Origin of the sequence: Maribacter sp. TH_r10, assembly GCF_033101095.1 — a bacterium.
GTDB lineage: Bacteria > Bacteroidota > Bacteroidia > Flavobacteriales > Flavobacteriaceae > Maribacter_A > Maribacter_A luteus.
In genome coordinates this window covers 434,449-458,576 of sequence record NZ_JAWMPY010000002.1, presented here as the reverse complement: position 1 = coordinate 458,576, position 24,128 = coordinate 434,449, and the positions used below count along the sequence as shown (strand labels likewise).

The following is a 24,128-nucleotide window of genomic DNA, read 5'->3' as shown; positions in this document are numbered from 1 at the left end:
TTTTCTTTAATGATTGTTAAATACTTAAACCCATTTCTAAATTGCAAAATTCCTTATGGTTTGGTACTTTTGTAGAAAGTCAAACCACAGTATATGGATACATCCCCAAAATTGAGTTCCGACATTTCTTTTGATGACTTTAGAACCCAGATTCTCCAAGATTACAAAATAGCCTTTACCAGCAGAATTTGTAGTCTTCTAGGAAGAAAGGAAGTTCTAACCGGTAAAGCCAAGTTCGGTATTTTTGGGGATGGCAAGGAATTACCACAATTGGCCATGGCCAAATCTTTCAGAAACGGTGATTTCCGCAGTGGCTATTACAGGGACCAAACCTTTATGATGGCTTTGGGCCTACTTAATGCCAAAGAATTTTTTCATGGTCTGTACGCTACGGCAGATATCGATAAAGACCCCATGAGTGGAGGAAGGCAAATGGGCGGACATTTTTTGACACACAGTCTTAATGCCGATGGGTCCTGGAAGAACCTTACCGAACAGAAGAACAGTAGTCCGGATATTTCATGTACTGCCGGGCAAATGCCAAGATTATTGGGATTGGCCCAAGCTTCTAAGGTTTACCGTAATTTACCTAATATAGATGCTACCAAATTTTCAAACAATGGTAATGAGGTCGCATGGGGAACAATCGGGAACGCGAGTACCAGTGAAGGCTTGTTTTTTGAAACTATCAATGCCGGAGGTGTACTACAGGTACCTATGGTAGTTAGTATTTGGGATGATGAATATGGGATTTCGGTTCCTGCCAAATACCACACGACCAAAGAAAATATATCAAAAATCCTATCGGGATTTCAGCGGGATGAAAATGATAACGGATATGAATTATTAAAGGTTAAGGGGTGGGACTACACTGCATTGATGCATGTTTATGAAAATGCATCGGATATTGCCAGGGAACAACATGTTCCTGTTATTATACATGTAACCGAATTGACACAACCACAAGGCCACTCGACCTCAGGTTCCCATGAGCGATACAAAAATGCTGAACGCCTTCAATGGGAAAAAGATAACGACTGCAATAAGCGATTCAAAGAATGGATTTTGGAATCAGGGATTTCAACCGAAGATGAACTTGCAAAGATCGAAAAGGAAATTCGCCAAAAGGTACGGGCCGCCAAAAATGAGGCTTGGGCAGAATTCCTTAGTGAACATAAACAAATGAAAACTGTTTTATTGGGGCTTCTGAACAATGTCGCCAATAAAAGTGCCAATCGTAATTTTATTGCAAAATTAAGGAATGACCTAATAGCTGTAGAAGAGCCGCTCAAAAAAGATTTAGGAATCATTTCCCGTAAAGCGCTACGCTATTTAATCGGGGAAGAATCGCAAGAAAAAGATGCATTGATAAAATGGGTGAATGACTTTCTTGATAAGATGCAACCTAAATTCAGTAAACATCTTTATAGCGAACATCCCAATAAAGCAACGAACATTCCAATGATAGAACCTATCTACGACACAAATGTGGAAGAAGTAGATGGTAGGATTATTTTAAGGGATAATTTCGACAAACTGTTCGAAAAGTATCCGGAGGTATTGATTTTTGGTGAGGATAGTGGCAAAATCGGTGATGTAAACCAAGGCTTGGAAGGTCTTCAGAATAAGTATGGCAAAATACGGGTCGCAGATACCGGTATTCGTGAAGCTACCATTATTGGTCAAGGTATAGGATTGGCCCTCAGAGGTTTGCGCCCTATTGCCGAAATTCAATATTTAGATTATATTTTCTATGCTACGTCCCAACTGACCGATGATTTGGCAACAATGCTATATCGAAGTTTTGGTAAACAAAAAGCGCCGCTCATAGTTAGGACCAGAGGGCATAGACTAGAAGGTATTTGGCATTCCGGCTCTCCCATGGGCGGACTTATCAACCTATTGAGGGGAATGTACATATTAGCCCCTAGGAATATGACCCAAGCTGCCGGTTTCTATAATACCTTAATGAAGAGTGATGAACCCGCCTTGATCATAGAAAGCCTAAATGGTTATCGCTTAAAAGAAAGAAAACCAAAAAACTTAGGGGAATTTTGCACTCCAATAGGAATGGTAGAAACCTTGAAAACAGGAAATGATATTACCCTGGTATCATACGGTTCAACCGTACGCATTGTTTTAAGGGTTGCCAAAGAGCTTGCTGTTGTAGGTATTGATGCCGAAGTTATAGATGCCCAAACACTTTTACCTTTCGATATCAACCACGATACCGTGAAAAGTCTCCAAAAAACGAATCGCCTATTGATTATTGACGAGGATGTTCCCGGAGGATGTTCCTCTTACCTCCTTAACGAAATAATCGAGAAGCAAGGAGGTTACAATTATTTGGATAGCAAGCCGCACACCTTAACGAGTAAAGATCATAGACCTGCCTATGGTACGGATGGCGACTATTTTTCCAAACCAAGTGCTGAGGACATATTTGAAAAAGTGTACGATATAATGCATGAGGCGAACCCTTCGGATTATCCAAAATTAAGATAAGCCTATAGATTTGATGGTGACCCCCTTTTTTTAAACCTATCGGTATATTATCTTGCCTTGATACATTTTTCCTGTTTTTGATCCAGTTTCTTTCCATTGACAAGTCGGACAGTCACTTAATTTCCCCTGATTTACCTTAAAATTCGCTTCAATTGGTAGATAAACGCTTAAATAGTTATCCCGTTTGATGGCAAATAACCCATTTTTATAGCCCATTTTACCCTTAAACGATATAAACACAAGCAATTAAAAGAATATTGAACCACCTTTTTAAATTAATCAAAAAATTGGTACTTTTAATGCTATTGAAACTTTACTGCAAATGAAAAACAACCTAGTTACCCAAATCGGCTTGGCTTTCCTTAGAATTATGCCTTCTCTCTTGATGATTTCCCACGGACTCCCAAAATTTCAAAAATTGATCAGTGGAAATTTTGAATTTGGAGACCCTATTGGAATTGGTGCAACTCCATCCTTATTCTTAACCGTACTTGCTGAATTTATTTGTCCCATTTTAATTATCATAGGTTTTAAAACCCGATGGATGGCTGTTCCCGTAGCAATTACCATGGCCGTAGCTGCTTTTATCGTGCATGGGGCTGACCCATTCGGCACCAAAGAAAAAGCATTGGTTTATTTGGTTTTCTTTATAGCCATTATTCTTTTGGGCCCAGGAAAATTCAGTATTGACAGAAAGTAATTAAAAAATCTTTACCAATAGTTCTTTCAACAAATCGGATTGTGGTGTGGCATTGGCCCCTACCCCTTTACCTTTAAGATCCATTTCGCGTAAATTTGAAATAATCATACTTACTTTTTTCATGGGATAATTCTTGGCTGCAACTTGGTATTCCCCAACAAAATAGGGATTTATCCTCAGGGCACTTGCAACACTCTTCGGAGAATGGTCATTTAACCCATGATATTGCAACAATTGCGAGAAAAAACTATGCAAGAGGGTTATCGTAAGAACGAACGGATTGTCTTTCGGGTTTTGGGCAAAATATTTGATGATCTTGGATGCCTTTAGCACATCCCGCTCCCCAATTGCCTTCTTCAACTCAAAATTATTGTAGTCTTTACTAATGCCGATATGCTCTTCGATATGCTCGGGCGTAATTTGGCTCTCTTTCGGCAGAATATAAGTCAGCTTATCCATCTCCTTACTTATTCGACTTAAATCGGTACCTAAATTCTCCACAAGTAAAATAGCCGCTTTATGGGAGATTGAATAGCCCTTGCCCTGAAGCACCTTTCTCAACCAATCGGAAACCTGGTTTTCATACAACTTCTTACTCTCGAATAAAACTCCGTGTTTTTGAATCGATTTATATAATTTCTTTCGCTTATCTAGCTTCTTATATTTGTAACAAATTACCAAAACCGTCGTGGTCTGGGGATTTTCAGCATAATCGACCAATTGCTCTATGGTCCTCGAAAGCTCTTGGGCCTCTTTTACAATGACTACCTGCCGTTCTGCCATCATGGGATAGCGTTTGGCATTGGCCACTATATCATCGATACTTGCCTCCTTACCATATAAGACCATTTGATTAAAGCCCCTCTCGTCTTCGGTCAAGACATTTTTCTCGATATATTGAGATATCCTATCAATATAATAGGGTTCTTCGCCAAACAAAAAATAAATGGGACGTATATTTCCTTTTCTAATATCGGCAACTATTTGTTTTACTTCATCCATCCAAAAAAAATCATCAAATTTGCCACATGCAACGGCTCAATTTTCCGCACTATGACTTTCGTTTCAAAAATAGCGAAAATAACATCTATATATTTGATGCTATTCGTAAAAAATTCGTGGTATTGCAACCTGAGGAATGGGTTCGCCAAAATGTAGTCCAATATCTGATTATTGAGAAAAAATACCCAAAAAGCCTCATCAACGTTGAAAAACAAATCATTGTAAATAAAATCAAAAAAAGATATGACGTCGTTGTTTTCGATAGTATAGGCAATATCGTATTATTGGTTGAATGTAAGGCACCCCAAATACCCATTACCCAAAAAACCTTTGACCAGATCGCCAGATATAACATGAATTTGAACGCGACCTATTTGATGGTCACCAACGGTCTGGATCATATTTATTGTAAAATGGACTATACGCAAGAAAAATATACGTTTTTAAAGCATATTCCTGATTTTAGCCGTTAATTTGCAAGCGATTTGAGAATTGCGATAGTCATATTGAACTGGAACGGAGAGGTACTTTTGGAAAGATACCTTCCATCGGTCGTACGGTATTCGGAAGGCGCTGATATTTACGTTGCCGATAATGCCTCTACTGATGATTCGATTGATTTTCTTAGAACCAATTATCCAGAAATCAAGTTAATACAAAATACTGTCAACGGTGGTTTCGCCAAAGGTTATAATGATGCCCTTATAAACGTAGATGCCGATATTTTCTGCCTGTTGAACAACGACCTGGAGGTTACCCCTAATTGGTTGGCCCCAATTAAAACTGCTTTTGAGACCATTCCCCATGCCAGTATTATACAGCCAAAGATCTTGGATTTAATGCGAAAAGACCATTTTGAGTATGCCGGTGCCGCTGGCGGATTCATAGATCAATTGGGATACCCGTTCTGTAGAGGGCGAATTTTTCAGGAATTGGAAAAAGATACCGGCCAATACGACGATATAATGGAAATCTTCTGGGCAACCGGTGCCTGTATGTTCATAAAAAGTGATGTCTTTAAGAAATTAGGTGGATTTGATGAGGAATATTTTGCCCACCAAGAAGAAGTTGATCTTTGTTGGAGGGCAAAAAATGCAGGCTATGGAGTTTATTATGTAGGCACTTCTAAAGTTTATCATTTAGGGGGATCCACCTTAAGCAACATGAACCCTAAAAAAACCTATCTCAATTTTCGAAACTCCCTTTTTTCAATTACAAAGAACTTACCTAGGAGAAAAGCGTTTCTTATTATATTTTTAAGGTTACTTCTAGATGGCATAGCGGCCATTCGCTTTGTTTTCCAATTAAAATTCAATCACTGTCTTGCCATTTTAAAAGCCCATGTAAGTTTTTATTCTAATTTTCGAAGCATGAATCGGAAACGTGAAAAATTGAACTTCATAAATAATTATTACATCACAAAATCCATAGTATGGTCCCATTTCGTAAATGGAGTAAGGAAATTTAACATTTTAGTAAAAGATTAACTAATTTGACTAATATTAGCTAAGCGAATTGCATAATTTTGATGTAGAATTTAGTTCTTTTAATAGAGTATCAATTATTAAATTTAAACCAGTTATAACATAGATTATGAAGAAAATTATTTTAGGCTGTTTGGGTGTGACCCTATTGTTATCATCATGTGTTTCCCAGAAGAAATATGCTGATTTGGAAGCTAAACATAAGGAAACCCAAGATTTATTGAATTCGGCAACCGTTAAATTGAACAGTTGTTTGGAAGATAAAGCAACGGCAACCTCTAGATTGCAAACATTGGAAGATCAAAATGCATTTTTAAAGGCCAATAACCAAGAGTTGATAAACAACATGGGTAATTTAACCACGTTGACAACCAAAGGTGCCGAAAACCTTGAGAAATCTTTAGAGAGCTTACAAGAAAAAGATCTTACCATCAGAAAACTACAAAATGCCATTACAAGAAGGGATTCTGTAAACCTTGCGTTGGTACAGAGTTTAAAAGGTGTTTTGGGTAACTTGGATGATGAGGATATCGAAATCAGTGTTGAAAAAGGTGTGGTCTTTGTTTCTATCTCCGACAAATTGTTGTTCAGCAGCGGTAGCTACAATGTAACCAGTAGGGCCAAAGAAGTTTTAGGTAAAGTTGCACAGGTTGTGAACAACAAACCGGATTTCGAATTCATGGTTGAAGGTCATACTGATGACGTTCCTTACAGAAAAGGTGTTTTATTGGACAACTGGGACTTGAGTGTTAAACGTGCTACAGCAGTAGTAAGGATTTTACAAAAAGACTACAACGTTGATCCTAAGCGTATGACTGCAGCAGGTAGAGCCGAATATGTACCGGTTTCACAAACTGAAAAATCCAAGAACAGAAGAACAAGAATCGTTGTACTTCCAAAAATCGATCAATTCTATAGTATGATCGAAGAAGGAATGAAAGATCCTGCAATCAATAACTAGATAAGATAGCAAATCTGCGTTAAAATAAAAAAATCGCCTAGGCATATTGTCTAGGCGATTTTATTTTTGCGATATTGTCCATTCAAAAAATATCGAGACTACCTTTACCTTCCCTCAGTATTTCGGGTTCCTCCCCAGATAAATCAATCACTGTTGATGCGACATTATCCCCATATCCCCCATCTATTACAATATCAACAAGGTTTTGCCACTTTTCATAGATAAGCTCAGGATCGGTCGTGTACTCCAAAAGTTCATCTTCATCGTGAATTGAAGTGGATACAATGGGGTTTCCCAATTCTTGAACCAAAGTTTTCGCGATTAAATTGTCGGGGACACGTATACCAACTGTTTTCTTTTGTTTAAAATCCTTGGGTAAATTGGAACTGCCCGGTAAAACAAAAGTGTAAGGCCCTGGAAGTGCCCTTTTCAATATTTTGAAAGTAGCGTTATCTATTTGACGTACATAGTCTGATAGATTACTTAAATCGGCACAAATAAAGGACCAATTTGCCTTTGCCAGTTTAATTCCTTTTATCCTTGCAATTTTTTCCAATGCACGGGTATTCGTAATGTCACATCCAAGTCCGTAAACCGTATCGGTAGGATAAATAATGAGACCGCCTTTCCGAAGCACCTGTACTACTTTGGCAATCGCTTTGGGATTGGGGTTTTCTTCGTAAATTCTGATTAATTCCGCCATATTGCATTATTTAACTTGGTATACCCGAACAAAATCAACTTCCATAACCGCAGGAAAAGCCACATCGTCTACGCCTTGTTGCCCTCCCCAATTTCCACCGACCGCTAAATTCAATAGAAAATAGAACGGTTTTGAAAATGGCCAATTATCTTGATTGAAATCCTCGGGTCTTTCAAATGTATATTTTATGTTATCAATGTCATCCAAATAAAACTTCACGTATTCCGCTGACCATAATAATCCATAAGAATGGAATTCTTCCTCTGCCGTTTCCAACTCAATTGGTCCGGAAGAGGCTTCTGTACCATCAACATGGTTGTTGGCCGTACTATGTATGGTCGAATATACCGTATTTGGCCTATAACTTACATATTCCATAATATCTATTTCCCCGCATTGGGGCCAACCTTTGGTACCAATGTCATTACCGAGCATCCAGATTGCTGGCCAAAGACCCTTTCCCTTATAATCTGGAAGCTTGGCCCGTATTTCCATTCTTCCATAGGTGAATTCTTCAGTACTCTTTAAACGAGTCGAAGTATAATCCCCTATTTCCCGGCCATTACCGGTTTTTTTGGCAATAATTTTCAAAGTCCCGTTACTGACTTTCACGTTTTCATCTGCAACATAATTCTGCAGTTCATTATTGCCCCAACCGTTTTGACCGGTTTCAAACCGCCAATTTTGTGTCGATAACCGATCACCTTCAAATTCATCGTTCCAGACCAATTCCGCATTATCCCAATAGTCCGGGGCATTAACATCGTGCTTTTTCCCTTCAGTATGCTTACAGGAATTCAACTGAAAAAGAAATAAAACCAGCAACAAATAATTGAAACGCACCTTTGTCATAATGGTCTATATTTTAAAACGATCTCAATTCAAGATATCACTTCCAATTTAGCGAATCGTAACAATAATTTCTTGATATCTCCCTGATCGAATTTTATCTCGGCCTTTTTATCATTTCCTACGCCTTCCAATTTAATAACCACACCACGACCAAAACGGGTATGGTTTACGACAGCACCTTCTGTCAGATTAGGGTCTATTACATTGGTATTTCCTATAGGTTTGGCCAATTCGGGTTTTAATTTCCTTAATTTTCGCAATTGGGATTCATTGGGTTTACCCACAGGAGGAGGCGTGCCTGTCCGCGGTTTAACCTGTCGTAGTTTACTTTTATCAACCTCTCCGAAAATATCAGCATCGATAAGTGATTTATATCTATATCCTTTATCTATCGGGGTTAGGTTCTCTATATATTTCTCATCTATCTCTTCTATAAAACGACTGGGTTCGGCATCTATGAGTTTACCCCATCGATATCGATTTTGGGTATAGGTCAGATATGCCTGTTTTTCTGCCCGTGTCAATGCCACATAAAACAAGCGGCGTTCCTCTTCCAATTCGCTACGGGTGTTCATACTCATGGCCGAAGGGAAAAGATCTTCTTCCATTCCTACTATATATACGTAAGGGAATTCTAGTCCTTTCGCCAAATGAATGGTCATAAGAGCTACCCTATCGTCGTCACCAGTATCATTGTCTAGATCTGTTGCCAAGGCCACATCTTCCAGAAACTCCCCAATATTACCGGTAGCATCTGCAATTTCCTTTTGGCCTTCAACAAAATCCTTGATTCCGTTAAGTAATCCCTCTACATTTTCCATTCTGGCGATTCCTTCGGGAGTTCCATCCTTTTTAAACTCCAAAAGAATCCCGGTTTTCTTTGCTACATGTTCAGACAATGTAAAAGCGTCGGCACCTTCGTTCATGATCTGGAAGCTCTTGATCATGGTAACGAAATCCTGTAATTTTCGTTTGGTCCCCGAATTAATTTTCAGATTAATACGATCCAGGTTTTCTATAACCTCGAATATTGATCTACCATAGTGGTTTGCAGCAACAATCAATTTATCCAAGGTTGTCTGCCCAATACCGCGGGCAGGAAAATTAATGACCCTTTTTAGGGCTTCTTCATCTTTCGGGTTTATCACCAGTCGTAAATAGGACAAAACATCCTTGATCTCTTTACGCTGATAGAATGAAAGTCCACCATAAATACGATACGGAATATCCCTTTTACGAAGTGCATCTTCAATGGCCCTGGATTGTGAATTGGTACGATAAAGCACAGCAAAATCCCCATTTGGTAACTGCTGTTGCATTTTGTTCTCAAAAATGGAACCTGCTACGAACCTACCTTCCTCAGCATCGGTTATACTGCGATGAATTTTTATCGGAGGACCATCGTCATTAGCTGTCCACACCTCCTTTTCCAATTGGTTTTTATTGTTCGCAATGATTGAATTCGCCGCGTTAACGATATTTTTGGTGGATCGGTAATTTTGTTCCAATCGGTACATTCCTACATTATCATAATCCCTCTGAAAGTTCAGAATATTACTGATATTGGCACCTCTAAAAGAATAGATACTTTGCGCATCATCCCCAACCACACATATATTCTGGTAACGATCGGAGAGTGCTTTAACAATTAAATATTGTGAATGATTGGTATCTTGGTACTCATCCACCAAAATATAACGGAACCTATCTTGATACTTCATTAACACCTCGGGAAAACGGGTCAAAAGCTCATTGGTCCGTAATAAAAGGTCATCAAAGTCCATCGCTCCCGCCTTAAAGCATCGGTTCACATATTCTTCGTAAATCTCCCCTGTTCTGGGCCGTTTGGCCATTGCATCCGCTTCAATCAATTCGGGGTTCTGCATATAAGCCTTCACCGTTATCAAGCTATTCTTGTACGATGATATTCTGTTCTGAATCTGTTTATACTTATATATATCCTTATCCAACCCCATTTCCTTGATAATCGATGCGATCAAACGTTGGGAATCCTGCGTATCATATATAGTGAAATTACTTGGATAACCCAGTTTATCGCCATCAAAACGTAACAACTTGGCGAAAACGGAGTGAAAAGTACCCATCCAAAGATTTTTTGCTTCAGAATCCCCTACAATATCGGCAATACGCTTTTTCATTTCCCTAGCCGCCTTATTCGTAAAGGTCAATGCCAATATATTAAATGAGTCTACCCCTTGCGCCATAAGATGTGCGATACGGTAGGTAAGTACCCTGGTTTTTCCCGAACCTGCACCTGCAATGACCATAAGGGGCCCATCTTTATGCAACACAGGGGCCTTTTGGGCCTCATTCAATTCATCTATAAAATTTTTCAATACAATCTAGGATTTAGAGGCGTGAATTTACCATTAATTCACCGGACACTAAAAAGCTGCTAACAATAATTATGAACAATGGAAATTGATTATTCTTTCAATTTGAATATATTTAGGCAATAAAAGTCCGAAAATGCAGCGATTTTACCCCTTTTCATTATTCCTAGGTTTACTTTTTCATTTAACAATGGTCGCCCAAACCAAGAAAGCAGGACCTGTAATAACTGATTTCGGTGAAGTTTTCATTGTGAACGAAATGGATTTTGTCGTCGATACTTCGATGGAATTCAAAGTGGTCTTTGACATCATGAATTCCCCCGATGACCATAAAACATTGAATTCCTCCATTGAAACGGCTGCCCGTTTTTTGAATATGCATGCCCAAAACGGAGTACCGTTAGAACAAATGAAAATAGCATTGGTTGTTCACAGTAAAGCTTCGAAAGACATAATGAACAATGAGGCCTACCAAAAACGATATGGAACAAACAATCCTAATATTGAATTAATCAAATCACTATTGAACGTGGGAGGTCAAATTATCTTCTGTGGACAATCATCTATGTCCCGTGGCATTTCAAAAGAAGAGTTGATAAGCGGTGTACAATTATCGCTCTCGGCCATGACCGCCTTGATCCAATTACAGAATAAAGATTACCAACTCATTAAATTTTAAACCAGATACTTATGAAAAAAAACTTAAGCTTAATGCTTCTCTTAATCGGAGGTTTGGCATTCGCCCAAAACCCGGGTCTTGACAAAGACTATAAAGCCGTTGAAAAAAAGGTAATTGAATGGCGAAGGGACATTCACCAGAATCCTGAACTTTCAAACCGTGAATTTAAAACTGCTGAAAAAATTGCCAAGCATTTAATATCTTTGGGAATCGATGTACAAACTGGGGTTGCACATACAGGAGTAGTTGGTGTTTTAAAAGGTGACCAAGATGGCAAAGTAATTGCGTTACGAGCCGATATAGATGCCTTACCGGTTTACGAACGTAACGACCTGCCATACAAATCGAATGTAACTTCAGAGTTCTTAGGGGAAAAAGTCGGGGTAATGCATGCCTGCGGCCATGATACCCACACTGCTATTTTAATGGGAGTTGCAGAAGTATTATCCAAGAATAAGGATAAGATCAAAGGGACCGTTAAATTCATTTTTCAACCTGCAGAGGAAGGTCCGCCACCGGGAGAAGAAGGTGGTGCTTTATTAATGGTTAAGGAAGGTGTTCTTAAAAACCCGGATGTAGATGCGATTTTCGGTTTACATATCAATTCCCAAACCCCTGTTGGTGTTATTCGTTATAAATCCGGGGGCACAATGGCCGCTGCCCAAAGTTTCACCATAAACGTAAAAGGAAAACAGAGTCATGGATCCCAGCCTTGGTCGGGAATTGACCCGATTATGATCAGCGCCAAGATTATCGACGGCTTGCAGACCATTATCAGCCGTGAGGTTAATTTAACGAATGAGGCCGCAGTTATTACCGTTGGGAAAATAAAAAGTGGGGTACGCTTTAATATTATTCCTGAAAGTGCTGAAATGATTGGCACCATAAGAACTTTGGACTATGATATGAAAGACCACATCAACAAAAGAATGATGGAAATGGTGCCTGCCATTGCCAAAGCTTATGGAGCTGAAGCAACCATTGAAATCAAGGATGCGACGGATATTACCTATAATAATCCCGCTTTGGTGGAACAAATGCTTCCTACTATGAAGCGTGTAGCAGGTGAAAGTAATATTCAAACACAGAAAGCCGTTACGGGAGCCGAGGATTTCTCATATTTTCAGCGCGAAGTACCTGGTTTCTTCTTTTTCTTAGGAGGAATGACTCCGGGCACTGCCGAATCTTTTCCTCACCACACTCCGGATTTCCTCATAGATGACAGTGGTTTACTCCTTGGGGTAAAAACACTGACAGAAATGAGTTTGGATTATTTAAACCCAAATATTTCCAGTGAACCCACAATAAAAGGGAAATAAAGTAATAATTCGTTTTAAGAGATATCTTACGGTTCATGGATTCAATTTTAGGAGTTTTAAGTACTGTTTCTTGGTGGATTTGGTTGTTGGTTATCTTACTGATAGTAGCTATAAGGGACATTTTTATACAGAATGCCCATACCATTTCCCATAATTTTCCGATTGTTGGGCATTTACGTTATTGGTTGGAAAGCATAGGTCCCGAAATGCGCCAATATTTTGTAGCGAACAATCGGGAAGAGCTTCCTTTTAACCGTATAGAGCGCAGTTGGATCTATGCATCGGCGAAAAAGGAAAACAATTATGAGGGTTTTGGTACAGATCGCGATATTTATGCCCATCAACATATATTCGTTAAAAACCAAATGATGGCCTATAAAATAGGGTCAGAACATCCAAATAAAAAGGATAATTCATTTTTACCGTGCGCAAAGGTCATGGGGGCATATAACCAACGTAAAAAACCGTTTAGACCCGCATCGGCCATAAATGTATCCGCAATGAGTTTCGGGTCACTTTCAGCTGCAGCTATAGAGTCATTGAATGTTGGCGTTGCTAAAGCGGGAGCCTATCATAACACGGGTGAAGGTGGCCTTTCGCCCTACCATAAAAAAGGAGGGGATATCATTTTTCATTTCGGAACAGGTTATTTTGGCGTTCGAAGCGAAGATGGAAACTTTTCCATGGAAAAACTGAAAACCCTAATCAATGAAAACCCTTGTATCAAGGCCATCGAAATTAAATTATCACAAGGTGCCAAACCCGGAAAGGGCGGTGTATTGCCCGGAGCGAAAATAACACCTGAAATTGCTAAAATCAGAGGGGTCGAAGTTGGAAAGGACGTCCTCTCCCCTGCTACCCATAAAGCTTTTGATACCATTCCTGAGCTTCTAGAACTTATTGAAGATATTGCGGAACAAACCGGATTACCAGTCGGTGTCAAGGGAGCTATAGGCAAATTGGACCAATGGGAAGAACTGGCCGACCTTATGATCAAAACAGGGAAAGGACCCGATTTTATAACCGTAGATGGTGGTGAAGGCGGTACGGGGGCTGCCCCACCCAGTTTTGCGGATCATGTATCATTACCATGGGTATACGGTTTTTCAAGTCTGTACAAATTGTTCTTGGATAAAAACCTAACAGAAAGAATCGTCTTTATCGGAAGTGGAAAATTGGGGTTCCCTGCCAAAGCGGCCATGGCATTCGCTATGGGAGTTGACTGCATTAATGTGGCCAGAGAGGCCATGATGAGTATTGGATGCATCCAAGCACAGGTATGCCATACCAATCGCTGTCCCGCTGGGGTAGCCACACAAAGTAAATGGTTACAAAACGGTATTCATGTGCCGCTGAAATCGGACCGATTGGCCCAATATTTCAAGACTTTCAGAAAGGAACTGATTGAAATCACCCATGCAGCGGGTTATGAACATCCTTGCCAATTTACCATGGGTGATATTCAAGTAAACGTTGATGACGATTTTCTTCATAGCGATCTAAAATCGACCTATGGTTATGAAAAATCAAAGGTTGACTTTAATAATATGCAAGAACTTTATGATTGTGAATTTTTAGGAGGACGTGATTTTCACGGAACAATCAAATAACATACTTTTGTGACTTATTTTTTAATTCTTTAAATATTCCTCAAGACCCATGAAAAAAACCCTACTTAGCCTAACCTTGATTCTTGTTGCCTCCACATCTATTTTCGCACAACGAAAAAGTGATCTAATAGCAGAGATAGCCTCGCTTAAAACGGAACTTGATTCTACCAAAGCCATTGTAATAAAGGCCAAAAAGAATGAAAAAATCGGTTTGGCCCGAGCTGAATCTTTCGAATCCCAAGTACAGGAGCTTCAAGATGCCAATGCTACCTTGTTAAAGAATTTGAACAGTTTTGCCCAAGTTTCGAACAAGAACTCTGAAAACATAAACAAGGCCTTGGCAAAGCTTGAAGAAAAAGAGAATCAATTAAAAGCCATTAACAATGCGTTGTCCTCCAATGACTCCACGGCCGTTGTGGTTTTGACAAACGCAAAACAATCCCTCGGAGAAAATGCCAAAATCGGTGTAACCAATGGGTCCGTAATCATTGCCTCAAAATTGGAATCATTATTTGGAACTACTTCCGGTGCCACAGTTACACCTGAAGGTATTGCATGGTTAGAAAAGATCGGTAATATTTTAAAAGCGAACCCAAAGGTTTCTTTGACCATTGAAGGACTAAGTATGACAGGGGAATTGGACCTAGCGGCCAACCAAGCCTATGCAATCGCTTCCATTCTTGAAAAACAGTTCGCCATTGCCTCAAATAGAATAAACACCTTAGGGAAGGACGGTAATTTCAAGGAAGGGATAAACCTTGTCCTTCACCCTGATTATGCCGAGTTTTACGATATGGTAAAGGAACATATGAAGGCCTCAAACTAAATTGGGAGCATATTGAAATTTGATATACTTTTTCTATAAAACCTTCGTTTTAATTTGCGTAAACCGAACTAAATACCAATTAAAATGTCAGGAGATCAAATCTTTCAATTATTCGCTTACCTATTGCCATCTGTAGTTGTCGGGGCCATTGCTTTTTATTTCTTTAGAATGCATACCAATAATGAAGAAGGCAGAAGACGTTTTCTATTACATAAAGACTCCCAACACAACACCTTACCCATTAGATTGCAGGCTTATGAGCGTATGGCCTTGTTTTTGGAACGTATCGCCATACCAAGTTTAGTTGTTCGTGTTGCACCCAAAACAGCGGATAAAAACGATTACGAAAACCTATTGATACGAACCATAGAAAATGAGTTTGAACATAATCTTTCCCAACAGATTTACTTATCTGATGAATGTTGGAATATCATTAAAGCCGCAAAAAGCGCTACCATTCAAATGATACGTAAAGCCGCCTTGAGTGAAACCGACTCGGCCGATAAATTGAGGGAAGACGTTCTTAACCAAACGATGGACAAACAATCCCCTTCTGCAACTGCCTTATCTTACGTGAAAAAGGAAATCGGGGAACTTTGGTAACCCAAATTCCACAATGCTTTTTATCGATTATTTTCCATTGAAATACTTATTCCTTTAGGAACTCACTCTACATCAAGTTCCAATTGGGAAGTTTCCAAATTTTTGTATTTGGCAAAATTATAACCGCTCTGCCACCAAGCAGTCATTTTCTCTTTGTTGAAAATCAGTGAGTTGGTCGTCAGAACGGCCGGAGTATAATAGAAATTTATGACCGCATCATGATGATTGGCAACGAATTTACCAATACGTATATTCTGATGCTCAATACGATCCAACATAAAAGCGAACATTGAGGTCAACAAAGCAAAGGCATTCTTTGAAGGCATTCGATTGAACATCGTGGTTTCTGTCTGCAAGATTATCGCATCTATTTCAGTTGCACCTCTTTTTATGGCCTCTTCGATAGGTACCATGGAACCTAGACCGCCATCGGCATATTCACACCCATTTTTCTTTACCAAGCTCATAAAGGGAGTATAATTGCAGGAAATCCATATCCACTCACAGAATTCCTCATAGTCAAAATCGTTGATCGACTTGTATTCTACCTGGTTCATAGAAAGATTGGAAACGGTGACCACAATATCCTTGGGTCCATTTTTCAGAATATGGAATTCTTCCTCGGTCAGGGTGTTTTTTATCAATTTGAGTAAGTTCTTACTCTCTCCGAATGTCTTTCCGCCTCGATAAAAATTCTTCAATACGTTCCAATGATCTATTCCTATACTTTCAACCCCATGTTTTTTCTGGATAACAAAGGGACAGTTGCTGAAGATACTATCTTGGTTAACCGATGTATATACCTCTTTTATCTTTTCTATTTTTTGAAGTGCCAAATGGGAAATCAACAAACTACCCGTTGAGGTTCCAAGAAAAAGGTCATAGTTATGGTCAAGTCCTTGCATCAAATATTGCGCAACACCACCGGCAAAGGCTCCTTTGCTACCACCACCCGATATGACCATCGCTCTCATTCGCTATTCAATTTAGTCTTAATATAACGAAGTTTCGCGTCATTCAAACCTTTTGTTAGTTCTATGATACGATTTCTTTGTTGATCAACCTTAAGTTCATTATCCAATAAACCCCGTGCATATTTCCTAAATTGCCAAGAATGGTGTGTCGTGGCATCAATGAGATCCAAAATATTCTGGTCGGTATAATGCAGCACATCTGTGATAAGACCAAAAGCACCTTGCCGTATTTCCATGGAATACCTTGGAGAAGTATAACCGTGTAGCTCGGCCAAATACCCCTCTTTGGAATCATTATCATAATCTTTGGTCAAACTTGCCAATAACAACCAAAGTAAACGAACATTTTTATTGGGTAGCCCAATTATACCTTTGGTCTTATCCAAATAACGGTGTCGGTCATGCGGAAAAGAAATCCATAAACGATATAAAGCACTTTCCATGGTAATATAGCTTTTATCTTCCAATAAGGATTCGTACTCCATTTTAAAGTCTGTCGGGATTCTAGCTGAGGTCAATGCCAAAGCCTGCCTTACCTTTATTGATTTACTATCAAACGCCGATTTAATAATATCCGGGGAAAGCTGCTTATGGTACTTTGACACCAATCTAGCCTTAAATTCTTCATTATCAGATTCTTTCCAATATTTATCAATGATATCTTTTTTGTTTTTTAAGCTTGTGGTGAGGTCCCATTTAAGTTGAATGAAAGCGCCGACAGAGGACGAATTTTCAGATAGATAGTCTGTCACTTTTTCAATCGGAAATACAGAAGAACTCAACCATAACTGTTTAAATGGACCAAGATTCAAATTCGCGGCCAATTCCATCTCCCCTAGAAAATCATCAATGGTCACATTTTGGAACTGATACTTTTCCAAATAATTCTTTATACCCTTTTTAAAGGCCACGTCCCCAATTTCGTTACGAAGCATAACCAAGGACCAAGCTCCTTTTTCGTAAAAAGTAAGGCTACTGGCTTTCGGATCAGTTAAAGCCTCCCCTTTGTCCGCTTTTGACCGTTCATTCAATTGTTGGGCGGTATCAAAAAGCTTCCAATAGAAATAATCGTCCCCAAAAATTTCCTTTTCAGTTAAATAAGCATAATAGGTAGCAAAGCCTTCATGCAACCAATGGTGTTGACCATCTTTCTCGGTTACCAGATTCCCAAACCATTGATGTGCCAATTCATGGGCATTTACATTCACATAATTCTTATCGATAAATGCGACGGAATCTATAATAAATGCATCAGAGAAAATCGTAGTCCCTGTATTTTCCATTCCCGCATATAAAAAATCTTTAACGGGAATCTGTTTATAATTCTGCCAGGGATAGGGTTTACCGATTTCATTTTCGAGAAAATCGAATATTTTCTTCGTATACCGATAGGTAGGCTCAACTTTTAGACTGTCTTTCGGGTAAAAATAATTCTCAATGGGCAAACCATTTTCCGAGATCAATTCCTGCTTGTCGTATTGACCGATCACGAATGCCAGAAGATAGCTGCTCATAGGGTTTTGCATATCATAGGACCATGTTTTAAGACTATCGGATTCTTTATACTTTCTTAGTTTCCCGTTTGCGATTACCTCATACTTTGGATTAAAGGAAATATTCAAATCAAACTCCACCTTTTCGGTCATATCATCAAAACTGGGTAACCAATGGCTAGTATATTTCCCTTGGCCTTGTGTCCATATTTGTCTACCAGATAGCAAATCATCCCCCCCTAAAAAATAAACCGTTTGCCTTGGCTTAGCCGAATATTCCAAGGTTAGGGAATAGCTTCTGTTCTTTTTGAAATTTTTATAAACCGTTATTTTGGTTTTAGAGACCTTGAAGCTCGCTTTCTTATGGTTCACCAAGACCGCACTGAACTTCATATCCTGGGCATCCAAAAAGACGGAATCAACATTCTGGAAGACCTTAAAGCGATAAACCACAGATCCTTCAATGGCTTTTTGATCTACCAATGGTCGAATGTTCACTTCTGCATGAATAAAATCCACCTTATCCTGATGTTGGGCATGTAGGTTTGAAAACATCAAGCCCAAAAAAACTATAACGAAATACCGTTGAACCATAAATTAAAATTACGATGTTTTATTGAATTTCAGGAAAGATGAATTATCAATTAAGAGAGTCTGGATATTCGGGAAACCCTACTTGGAAGATCAGTAATTCAAATATGGCCCATTGCATATTAAACTGGGGGTTTCCAATAAAACAGTCTTCACCCCTGATACAAAGAATTGAAATGACCAATCCCCAAAATTGCATCTAATTCGTAATACTCTTATTTTTATCGAATGAATGCCAATTTCCTTCAAACTCCCATTACTTACCTTAAAGGCGTAGGTCCTCATAGGGCCCAAATACTGCAGTCGGAGTTAGGGATCGGTACATACCAAGATCTTATCAATCTATATCCAAATCGTTATATCGATAAGACCAAATACTATAAAATAGGTCAATTGCAACGTAGTAATGCCGATGTTCAGATAATTGGGAAAATCGTTCATCTAAAAACCGTTGAACAAAAGAAAGGGAAACGTCTAGTGGCTTCTTTCATTGATGATACAGGTGAAATGGAATTGGTTTGGTTCAGGGGTCAGAAATGGATTCGGGAAAACCTAAAACTGAATACCCCCTATGTGATTTTTGGCCGGTGTAATTGGTATAATGGTAAATTCTCTATGCCACATCCCGAAATGGAATTGCGTACCGAGCATGAAAAAGGCCTTAAAATAAAAATGCAGCCCATTTACCCCTCCACTGAAAAGTTAGGGAATAGTGGCATCACCAATAGGGTTATCAATAAATTACAACAACAACTTTTTATTGAAACAAAAGGACAGTTCAGGGAAACCCTCTCTGACCCACTTCTTCATGAACTTAGATTAATATCAAAAAGTGAAGCCCTATTCAATATCCATTTTCCTAAAAGCCAAGAATTTTTGGCCAAAGCCCAATTCAGATTGAAATTTGAAGAGTTGTTCTACATTCAATTACAACTTATTTCAAAAAAATTGCTGCGTAAACAAAAAATAAAAGGCTTCAACTTTGACCAAGTAGGCGAACGTTTTAATGACTTTTACAATAACCATTTACCGTTCCAATTGACCAATGCCCAAAAAAGGGTTATCAAAGAGATTAGGGCCGATTTGGGTAGTAATGCCCAAATGAATCGATTATTACAAGGTGACGTTGGCTCTGGAAAGACGATTGTTGCCCTAATGATCATGCTTTTGGCAATAGACAATGATTTCCAGGCCTGCTTAATGGCACCAACGGAAATTTTGGCCAATCAGCATTTTAACGGAATCAAAGAACTTTTGGCAGATATGGGAGTACGGATTGCCCTATTGACCGGTTCTACAAAAAAATCAGAACGAAATATCATCCATCAACAACTGGAAAGTGGGGAATTAAATATATTAATTGGCACACATGCCTTATTGGAGGACAAAGTGCAGTATAAAAACTTAGGTCTAGCTATTGTTGATGAACAACATCGTTTTGGTGTGGCACAACGTTCCAAATTATGGCATAAAAATGAAATCCCTCCACACATTCTGGTCATGACCGCCACACCTATTCCTAGGACCTTGGCAATGAGCTTATACGGGGATTTGGATATTTCGGTCATAGATGAGCTTCCTCCTGGACGGAAAGCCATTAAAACGGTACATCGGTACGATTCCAACCGCCTTAAGGTATTTGGTTTTATAAAGGATGAGATAAAAAAAGGAAGACAGATTTATGTAGTCTACCCGCTGATCCAGGAATCGGAGGCCTTGGACTATAAAGATTTAATGGATGGTTATGAAAGTATTGTGAGGGATTTCCCCCAACCTGAATACCAAATATCAATCGTTCATGGAAAAATGAAACCTGTGGATAAGGATTATGAAATGGAACGCTTTGTTAAAGGCGAAACGCAAATTATGGTGGCCACCACCGTAATCGAGGTGGGTGTAAATGTACCCAATGCATCTGTAATGATCATCGAAAGTGCGGAACGTTTCGGGTTGTCCCAATTACATCAATTACGGGGTCGCGTAGGCCGAGGTGCAGACCAGAGTTATTGTATTTTAATGACCAGCCATAAACTATCCTCCGAAGCCAAAACCCGATTGGAAACCATGGTACGTACCAATGACGGTTTCGAAATCGCCGAGGTAGATCTTAAACTGCGAGGGCCTGGGGATTTAATGGGTACCCAACAAAGTGGAATCCTCAACCTGAAGATTGCAGATATCGTAAAGGATAATGACATTCTAAAAACCGCCCGCCACTTTGCCATGAAAATCTTAAAAGAAGATCCGCCGCTCGAAAAACCAGAAAATCTTACCATTCGGCATACCTATGCCCAAATCGTTAAGCAAAAAAATATCTGGAATTATATTAGTTGAATCACATTCCAATCTAACTTATTAAAGAAATCCTTAAATTTAATTGAGTATGACCCTTTGTTGCAAAGGTCATAATATATCAGGGTAACATCCTTTTAACCAATATCATATTATCCGAAAAGAATTCTACCGTAGTTTTAGAATGTAATAGTGAATTATGTGTTACGATATAAAAGCAAGTTTGGAAGCACAATTGGCCAAGGCTAAAAAAGACCAGGATTATTTGGCTGTGGAAGAAATCATGGAAAAATTGATTCCCCTCACTGACCTTCCCCTTTATCATGCTTCTGGTTTTAGCCATCCCACGATATTGATTTACACCGACCGTTCACCTGAATTTCCGGAAGTGGCAACTTGGGGACTAATCCCCCATTGGGTGAAAGATGACGAACAACAGAAAAAAATATGGAACAACACCTTGAATGCCAGAGGAGAGAGTATTTTTGAAAAACCATCATTTAGAACCGCTGCCAATAACAATCGTTGTGTACTTTATATCGATGGTTTTTACGAACATCACCATGTCAACGATAAAACATATCCATTTTATATATACCGAAAAGATAAAGAACCTATGGTTCTGGCTGGACTATGGAGTGAATGGACAAATGAACAAGGCGGCATGTTGAGAACCTTCACCATAGTAACGACCATAGGAAATTCTTTTATGGCAAAAATCCATAATAACCCCAAACTGAAAGAAGCCAGGATGCCTCTGATATTGAATGAAACTTCAATAGATAAATGGTTAAGTAATACGGATCAACATACTATTGAGGAACTGATTCAGCCTAATCAGGAGATCGAACTTGAAACACATACGGTGGGTAGATTACGTGGAAAAGAATATTTAGGTAACTTAGAGGAAATCACGAATCCCTATGTTTATCAAGAATTAGAGTTTAAAATATAATAAGTAATCCGATAAAATTATTTAATATGGAATTAGGTGCATTTTCGATAAGTCTTAATGTGAAAGACCTTAAAACATCAAAGGAATTTTATGAAAACCTAGGTTTCTTTGTTTTCGCCGGAGACATGGAGCGTAATTATCTCATCATGAAAAATGGTGATACTTTGATCGGACTTTTTCAAGGCATGTTCGAGAACAACATATTGACCTTTAATCCCGGATGGGACGCAAATGCCAACAAACTATCGTCATTTGTTGATGTACGGGAAATTCAAAATGAACTAAAGAAAAATGGGGTTGAATTGGCTAGGAAAGTAGATGGAAACACAACCGGCCCCGGAAGCATCGTTTTTATGGATCCTGACGGCAATACCATTCTTATTGACCAACATGTTTGACAGGTGTACTACCGACATATACAAGCATTGTAATTTGTACATGCCAAAAACGCTCCATTAAAGGCGTAGTTGAGGTTTGTCTGAAGCCTTTATATTTTAAAAGATTAAAAAATGGAATCGAATAAAAAAGTAAAGACGTTAATTCCTGTTTTCAATATTGATATGGGCGGTATTCCCATTAAACAGGCCCTACCTACCACTAAAGTTAACCAAGTTGATCCATTTCTACTTTTACACCATGGTAAATTGAAGTATAGAAAAAATGGCAAGGCGATTCACCAAGGAATAGGACCCCACCCGCATAGGGGATTCTCTCCTGTTACTTTTATAATCGAAGGGGAAATACACCATCGTGACAGCCGTGGTAACAATCAAATCGCAAAAAAGGGCGAAGTACAATGGATGCATGCCGGTTCGGGCATTATTCATAGCGAGCGTCCTTCTCAAGCGTTGGTAGACCAAAATGAGTATAATGAATTTGTACAGCTTTGGATCAATAGTCCGGCTGCAAAAAAAATGCAGCAACCAAAATATCAATTTATCTCAGAAGAGGATATTCCATTGATACTTTCAGAGGACAATCAAATCATCAGTAAACTCATTGTCGGCATGTACGGTGCCCAAAAGGGTAAAATTACCCCTGAAAGTGAATTACTTATTCTTTGGGGAACGGCAAAGGGTTCTGGAGCGATGACCTATGAACTCCCTAAAGACCATAATACAATGCTATACACGGTTAAAGGTGAAATCAACCTTAAAGGGTATGGTAAAGTGGAAAAAGAATGCTTGGTGGTTTTTGAAAATGAAGGAGAACAAATTACTGTTGAAACATCCGAAGAAGCATCATTTCTTATCTTAAGTGGTAAGCCCATTAATGAGAAAACAATTCAACACGGCCCATTTGTGATGAATTCCGAAACGCAGATACTTGAAGCCATGCGTGATTATCAAATGGGTAAAATGGGTATTTTGATTGAAGAGTGAAATGGGAAACCCAATTTAAAGGACTTTGAATTTATGACGATTATAGATTTATTCACAAAAATTATTCTTTTAATTAAGAACAACGCCTTAACTAATTTGATTTTATCGAACCCTTTATGACATTAGTCATATTCCCACCCTAAACTTTCTTTTATCTTTAAATCAAAGACCCACCCAAATTGGAATCTTAAAAGAACTTTCCCTTATGTAGATTATAAGTACAAAATGTAACTACATGAAAAGGTTTGGAACGGACTTTTTGGAAATGATAAAAGGCTTTGACCTCGAAGTACTCGAAAAAAGCAGGTATTCCATTTATGCCTTATCGAAAGAACTTAAATTCATTTATTTTAATCCTGCTTGGTACCATTTTGCCATCGAAAACGATATTGACCAAACCGCTCTCTACAATATAACCCTCGGTAGTTCATATACAAAATCGATAAAAGGAATATGGCTAAAATTCTATTTTAGAAAAAAATACAAACAAGTCATAAAGACCGGTAAAACATGGCATTATCAATACGACTGTTCAAGTGCTGATACATATCGTTATTATCTACAAACCGTTTATCCTTTGAATAATAAATCCGGGGTTTTGATCGTAAATACAGAAATGTTCAATCTACAAAACACTAGAATGAACCTTGAAACATTCAAATCAATTAAAAAAAGGTATGTTCAACCCAATGAACTGATAATTATCTGTCCAAATTGCAAACATACTAAACGAGCCGATAAAACAGGTACGTGGGACTGGGTACCCGATTGGGCAAGTAATTCACCTGTTAACACAAGTTTAGAGATATGTCCTACCTGTCGTCATCTTTTCAAAGATTGAAT

General features: G+C 38.7%; 21 protein-coding genes. 15 read left to right on the top strand and 6 right to left on the bottom strand.

Annotated features, from left to right (window positions below; all coding sequences use genetic code 11):
* Window positions 1-93 precede the first annotated feature (93 nt).
* Complete coding sequence (locus R3X28_RS07380; protein ID WP_154369254.1) at window positions 94-2,505, top strand: thiamine pyrophosphate-dependent enzyme; 2,412 nt, start codon at window positions 94-96, stop codon at window positions 2,503-2,505.
* Window positions 2,506-2,827: 322 nt separating this feature from the next.
* Entirely contained in the window at window positions 2,828-3,205 is a 378-nt protein-coding gene (locus R3X28_RS07375) for a DoxX family protein (protein ID WP_317663679.1), read from the top strand.
* On the opposite strand, the gene holA is transcribed toward R3X28_RS07375, so the two are convergent.
* Window positions 3,206-4,207, bottom strand: coding sequence for a DNA polymerase III subunit delta (gene holA, locus R3X28_RS07370; protein WP_317663677.1), 1,002 nt, complete (start codon window positions 4,205-4,207; stop codon window positions 3,206-3,208). It lies immediately after the preceding gene.
* 26 nt (window positions 4,208-4,233) lie between these two features.
* Between holA and R3X28_RS07365 the strand changes: the two genes are divergently transcribed.
* The 3 genes from R3X28_RS07365 to R3X28_RS07355 all read left to right on the top strand — a co-directional run bounded on the left by R3X28_RS07365 (window position 4,234) and on the right by R3X28_RS07355 (window position 6,652).
* Window positions 4,234-4,680 (top strand): type I restriction enzyme HsdR N-terminal domain-containing protein, encoded by a 447-nt coding sequence (locus tag R3X28_RS07365; RefSeq protein ID WP_317663675.1) that lies wholly within the window; start codon window positions 4,234-4,236, stop codon window positions 4,678-4,680.
* Window positions 4,681-4,692: 12 nt separating this feature from the next.
* Window positions 4,693-5,694 carry a glycosyltransferase family 2 protein gene (locus tag R3X28_RS07360; protein ID WP_282055008.1) on the top strand — a complete coding sequence of 334 codons (1,002 nt, stop codon included), beginning with the start codon at window positions 4,693-4,695 and terminating at the stop codon, window positions 5,692-5,694.
* A 106-nt stretch (window positions 5,695-5,800) separates the two neighbouring features.
* Entirely contained in the window at window positions 5,801-6,652 is an 852-nt protein-coding gene (locus tag R3X28_RS07355; RefSeq protein ID WP_154369264.1) for a flagellar motor protein MotB, read from the top strand.
* 82 nt (window positions 6,653-6,734) lie between these two features.
* Here the strand turns inward: R3X28_RS07355 and R3X28_RS07350 are convergent, their stop codons facing one another.
* From R3X28_RS07350 to R3X28_RS07340, 3 genes are read right to left on the bottom strand one after another with little or no spacing between them, the layout of a single operon-like run.
* Window positions 6,735-7,355 (bottom strand): L-threonylcarbamoyladenylate synthase, encoded by a 621-nt coding sequence (locus tag R3X28_RS07350; RefSeq protein WP_154369266.1) that lies wholly within the window; start codon window positions 7,353-7,355, stop codon window positions 6,735-6,737.
* A 6-nt stretch (window positions 7,356-7,361) separates the two neighbouring features.
* Window positions 7,362-8,207 carry a glycoside hydrolase family 16 protein gene (locus tag R3X28_RS07345; protein ID WP_317663671.1) on the bottom strand — a complete coding sequence of 282 codons (846 nt, stop codon included), beginning with the start codon at window positions 8,205-8,207 and terminating at the stop codon, window positions 7,362-7,364.
* Window positions 8,208-8,236: 29 nt separating this feature from the next.
* The gene (locus R3X28_RS07340) at window positions 8,237-10,564 is read right to left on the bottom strand and encodes an ATP-dependent helicase (protein ID WP_154369270.1); all 2,328 of its coding nucleotides are present in this window, start codon (window positions 10,562-10,564) and stop codon (window positions 8,237-8,239) included.
* 133 nt (window positions 10,565-10,697) lie between these two features.
* On the opposite strand from R3X28_RS07340, the gene R3X28_RS07335 reads away from it, so the two are divergent.
* The 5 genes from R3X28_RS07335 to R3X28_RS07315 all read left to right on the top strand — a co-directional run bounded on the left by R3X28_RS07335 (window position 10,698) and on the right by R3X28_RS07315 (window position 15,598).
* Window positions 10,698-11,240, top strand: coding sequence for a DsrE family protein (locus R3X28_RS07335; protein WP_317663669.1), 543 nt, complete (start codon window positions 10,698-10,700; stop codon window positions 11,238-11,240).
* Window positions 11,241-11,251: 11 nt separating this feature from the next.
* A complete protein-coding gene (locus R3X28_RS07330; protein ID WP_317663667.1) occupies window positions 11,252-12,559 on the top strand; it encodes an amidohydrolase in 1,308 nt (435 codons plus the stop codon).
* A 35-nt stretch (window positions 12,560-12,594) separates the two neighbouring features.
* Window positions 12,595-14,169, top strand: coding sequence for an FMN-binding glutamate synthase family protein (locus R3X28_RS07325; protein WP_317663665.1), 1,575 nt, complete (start codon window positions 12,595-12,597; stop codon window positions 14,167-14,169).
* A gap of 49 nt (window positions 14,170-14,218) precedes the next feature.
* The gene (locus tag R3X28_RS07320) at window positions 14,219-14,995 is read left to right on the top strand and encodes a hypothetical protein (RefSeq protein WP_154369278.1); all 777 of its coding nucleotides are present in this window, start codon (window positions 14,219-14,221) and stop codon (window positions 14,993-14,995) included.
* An 84-nt stretch (window positions 14,996-15,079) separates the two neighbouring features.
* On the top strand, window positions 15,080-15,598 hold the full coding sequence (locus tag R3X28_RS07315; RefSeq protein WP_282055016.1) for a hypothetical protein: 519 nt from the start codon (window positions 15,080-15,082) through the stop codon (window positions 15,596-15,598).
* A 62-nt stretch (window positions 15,599-15,660) separates the two neighbouring features.
* Here R3X28_RS07315 and R3X28_RS07310 read toward each other — a convergent pair whose 3' ends face one another.
* On the bottom strand, window positions 15,661-16,572 hold the full coding sequence (locus R3X28_RS07310; protein WP_154369282.1) for a patatin family protein: 912 nt from the start codon (window positions 16,570-16,572) through the stop codon (window positions 15,661-15,663).
* On the bottom strand, window positions 16,569-18,620 hold the full coding sequence (locus R3X28_RS07305) for a M1 family metallopeptidase (protein ID WP_317663661.1): 2,052 nt from the start codon (window positions 18,618-18,620) through the stop codon (window positions 16,569-16,571). Before R3X28_RS07305 ends, R3X28_RS07310 begins: the two co-directional genes overlap by 4 nt.
* Before the next feature lie 264 nt (window positions 18,621-18,884).
* On the opposite strand from R3X28_RS07305, the gene recG reads away from it, so the two are divergent.
* The 5 genes from recG (at window position 18,885) to R3X28_RS07280 (ending at window position 24,126) form a co-directional block, all read left to right on the top strand.
* On the top strand, window positions 18,885-20,990 hold the full coding sequence (gene recG, locus R3X28_RS07300) for an ATP-dependent DNA helicase RecG (protein WP_317663659.1): 2,106 nt from the start codon (window positions 18,885-18,887) through the stop codon (window positions 20,988-20,990).
* A gap of 157 nt (window positions 20,991-21,147) precedes the next feature.
* On the top strand, window positions 21,148-21,903 hold the full coding sequence (locus tag R3X28_RS07295; protein WP_317663657.1) for an SOS response-associated peptidase: 756 nt from the start codon (window positions 21,148-21,150) through the stop codon (window positions 21,901-21,903).
* A 26-nt stretch (window positions 21,904-21,929) separates the two neighbouring features.
* Entirely contained in the window at window positions 21,930-22,301 is a 372-nt protein-coding gene (locus tag R3X28_RS07290) for a VOC family protein (RefSeq protein WP_317663655.1), read from the top strand.
* Between the two features lie 111 nt (window positions 22,302-22,412).
* Window positions 22,413-23,285 carry a pirin family protein gene (locus R3X28_RS07285; RefSeq protein ID WP_317663653.1) on the top strand — a complete coding sequence of 291 codons (873 nt, stop codon included), beginning with the start codon at window positions 22,413-22,415 and terminating at the stop codon, window positions 23,283-23,285.
* Window positions 23,286-23,520: 235 nt separating this feature from the next.
* A complete protein-coding gene (locus R3X28_RS07280; RefSeq protein WP_317663651.1) occupies window positions 23,521-24,126 on the top strand; it encodes a hypothetical protein in 606 nt (201 codons plus the stop codon).
* Window positions 24,127-24,128: the final 2 nt, after the last annotated feature.